Genomic DNA, 3,418 nt, shown 5'->3' with positions numbered 1-3,418 from the left:
CTGTTTGTCGATAGCGCCAAGCGGGCCGAGCTGCTGGACAGCGGCGAAGAGCTGCCGGCGCTCCAACATGTCATGCTGGACAAGGCGGCTGACGATGCGCCGCTGATGGCGGACTGGATGGCCGCCGAGGGTGCGACCCCGGCCGATCCCGGTGTGGGTCCGAAAGACCCCTATAATATCATCTATTCCAGCGGCACCACCGGCACGCCCAAGGGCATTGTCCACAGCCGCCAGATGCGCTGGTATCATGCCGCCGTCGGCGAGGGCACCGGCTATGGCAAGCCGGGGCAGGTCACCTTGCTGTCGACGCCGCTCTATTCGAACACGACGCTGGCTTTGTTCACCCCGACCATTGCCTATGGCGGGACGGTGGTGCTGATGGGCAAGTTCGATTGCCGGCGCTGGCTGGAACTGGCGCAGCAGCATCGCGCCAGCCACACGATGCTGGTGCCGGTGCAATATCAAAGGCTGATGGATTTCGAGGGGTTCGACGATTATGACCTGAGCAGCCTGACCCATAAATATTGCACCAGCGCGCCTTTTTCGGCGGAGCTGAAGCGCGAGGTGTTGCGGCGGATGCCGGGCGGGCTGATCGAGATCTATTCGATGACCGAGGGCGGGGTGGTCTGCATCCTGCTGTGCCACGAGCATCCGGACAAGCTGCACACGGTCGGCATCGCCTGGGGTGGTAGCGAGGTGATCACCGTCGACGAGCAGCTCAACCGGCTGCCGGCCGGGGAAATGGGCGAGCTGGTTGGCCGGTCGCAGACGATGATGTCGGGCTATCAGAACCAGCCGGAAAAGACCGAGGAAGCCAGCTGGTATGACGAGAAGGGCGAGCGCTGGCAGCGGATGGGCGATATCGGCAAGGTCGACGCGGATGGTTTCATCACCCTGATGGGGCGCTCCAAGGACATGATCATCTCCGGCGGTTTCAACATCTATCCGCGCGACCTGGAGGAAGCCTTGATGGCGCAGCCGGGCGTGGCCGATGCGGCGGTGATCGGGGTGGCCTCGCGGCAATGGGGCGAGACGCCGGTCGGCTTTGTCGTCGCCGAGGCCGGGGTGACGCTCGATCCGGAGGCGCTGAAGGCAGCGACCAACGCGGATCTCGGCAAGACCCAGCGACTGTCGGAGCTGCGGCTGATCGACGAACTGCCGCGCAGCCATATCGGCAAGATATTGAAGACGGAGCTTCGGGATATGGTCGAGGCGCAAGGCTGACCGGGTGCCCCTGCGCAGGCGGGGGTCCATCTCCCGAGCCCTGCACCGCGTACTATGGGAGGTGGCCACGCCTGGCTTGCGGCAAAGCGTGCCCACGAACCATGGTGCCAAGCGGCACAGTTCCGAGATGGGCCCCTGCCTTCGCAGGGGAACTGGAGATCCCAAATTGTGCCACCGCGCAGGCGGGGGTCCATCTCGGACTCTTGCGGTTTATCAGAATGGTTTCTGATCACGCGTTGGCTCGGGCTTGGTGCACTCCAATTCTAGGGCATGCAGAACAGGTGCAGGAGATGGACCCCCGCCTGCGCGGGGGAACAGTTCAGCCCTCAATTATTATGGACTCTCCCTGCGTGCGCGATTAAGCGCAAGCCCATGTCCATTGCTCATGAAGAAACCATCCTGATCGTCGATTTCGGTTCTCAGGTCACGCAGCTTATCGCCCGCCGGGTGCGCGAGGCGGGGGTCTATTCGGAGATTGCTCCGTTCAACAGCGCCGAAGAGGCGTTTCACCGGCTGAAGCCGAAGGGCGTGATTCTGTCGGGATCGCCTGCCGGGGTGCCGGAAGAAGGCAGTCCGCGGGCGCCGCAGGTGATTTTCGACAGCGGCCTGCCGATCCTCGGCATCTGCTATGGCCAGCAGGTGATGACGCACCAGCTCGGCGGCCAGGTGGAAGCGGGCGATCATGGCGAATTCGGCCGCGCCTTCATCGACATTTCCGAAGAATGCGTCTTGTTCGACGGCCTATGGCAGGTCGGCGAACGGCATCAGGTATGGATGAGCCACGGCGACAAGGTCACCGAATTCGCGCCGGGCTTCCGGATTGTCGCGACCACCGAGGGCGCACCCTTTGCGCTGATCGCCAATGACGAGCGGCGCTATTATGGCACCCAGTTCCACCCCGAGGTGGTGCACACGCCCGATGGCGGCAAGCTGATCGCCAATTTTGTCCGCCATGTCTGCGGCTGTGCCGGTGACTGGACGATGGCGGAATATAAGGATGCCAAGATTGCCGAAATCCGCGAGCAGGTCGGCGACAAGAAGGTTATCTGCGGCCTGTCCGGGGGCGTCGACAGCTCGGTCGCGGCGATCCTGATCCACGAGGCGATCGGTGACCAGCTGACCTGCGTGTTTGTCGACCATGGCTTGCTCCGGATGAACGAACGCGAGCAGGTCGAGACTTTGTTCCGCGACCATTATAATATCCCGCTGGTGGTGGTCGACGCCGAAGCGCGGTTCATGAAGGGCCTCGCCGGCGAGACCGACCCCGAGAAGAAGCGCAAATTCATCGGCGGCGAGTTTATCGAGGTGTTCGACGAGGAATCGGCCCGGGTCGGCGGTGCGGATTTCCTCGCGCAGGGGACGCTATATCCCGACGTGATCGAGAGCGTGTCGTTCACTGGCGGGCCGAGCGTGACGATCAAGTCGCACCACAATGTCGGCGGCCTGCCCGAGCGGATGAACATGAAGCTGGTCGAGCCGCTGCGCGAACTGTTCAAGGACGAGGTCCGCGATCTCGGCCGCGAACTGGGGCTGAACGATCAATTTGTCGGGCGGCATCCGTTTCCGGGTCCGGGGCTGGCGATCCGCATTCCCGGCGAGGTGACGAAGGAGCGCTGCGATATCTTGCGCAAGGCGGACGCGATCTATCTCGAGGAGATCCGCAACGCCGGTCTCTATGATGCGATCTGGCAGGCCTTTGCCGTGCTGCTGCCGGTGAAGACCGTCGGGGTGATGGGCGACAGCCGCACCTATGACAATGTCTGCGGCCTGCGCGCCGTCACCAGCACCGACGGCATGACTGCCGACGTCTATCCCTTTGACGCCAGCTTCCTGACCCGCGTCTCGACCCGGATCGTCAACGAGGTCAAGGGGATCAACCGGGTGGTTTATGATTATACCAGCAAGCCGCCGGGCACGATCGAGTGGGAGTGAGGCTCCCGCGGGAACCCAATCGCCGCTCGCCCGTTACCCTTCTGTTGCTGTCGCGCAAAAGACGCGAAGGAAACAGGAGAGAGAAAATGATAAAGTTGCAAAATTTACCAATGGCGGGTCTCGGTGCCATTGCGCTCGCCCTCGCCGGTTGCGCCACTGTTGAAGAGACGGTCGCCGAACGGACCGGTGACACTTACCGCACGACCCTGCTCGGTAGCGAGGAAGTCGGTCCGGGCGATCCCGATGGCTATGGCCGCGCCGA

Annotated in this window: 2 protein-coding genes; both read left to right on the top strand. The window is 63.0% G+C overall.

What is annotated here, in order from left to right:
• Nucleotides 1-1,224: class I adenylate-forming enzyme family protein (locus tag ACEW8J_RS10780; protein ID WP_373491644.1), on the top strand; the 1,224-nt coding region annotated here is incomplete at its 5' end.
• Between the two features lie 372 nt (nt 1,225-1,596).
• A complete protein-coding gene (gene guaA, locus ACEW8J_RS10775) occupies nt 1,597-3,156 on the top strand; it encodes a glutamine-hydrolyzing GMP synthase (protein WP_373491643.1) in 1,560 nt (519 codons plus the stop codon).
• Nucleotides 3,157-3,418 lie beyond the last annotated feature (262 nt).

It is taken from the genome of Parasphingorhabdus sp. (assembly GCF_041748495.1).
In the GTDB taxonomy this organism is placed as follows: domain Bacteria; phylum Pseudomonadota; class Alphaproteobacteria; order Sphingomonadales; family Sphingomonadaceae; genus Parasphingorhabdus.
Note: the sequence above shows the minus strand (reverse complement) of the source record. Positions and strands in the feature narration are given on the sequence as shown.

Coding starts and splice junctions, on each gene's coding strand:
- guaA (WP_373491643.1), top strand. CDS start 1,597: ATGTCCATTGCTCATGAAGAAACCATCCTGATCGTCGATTTCGGTTCT.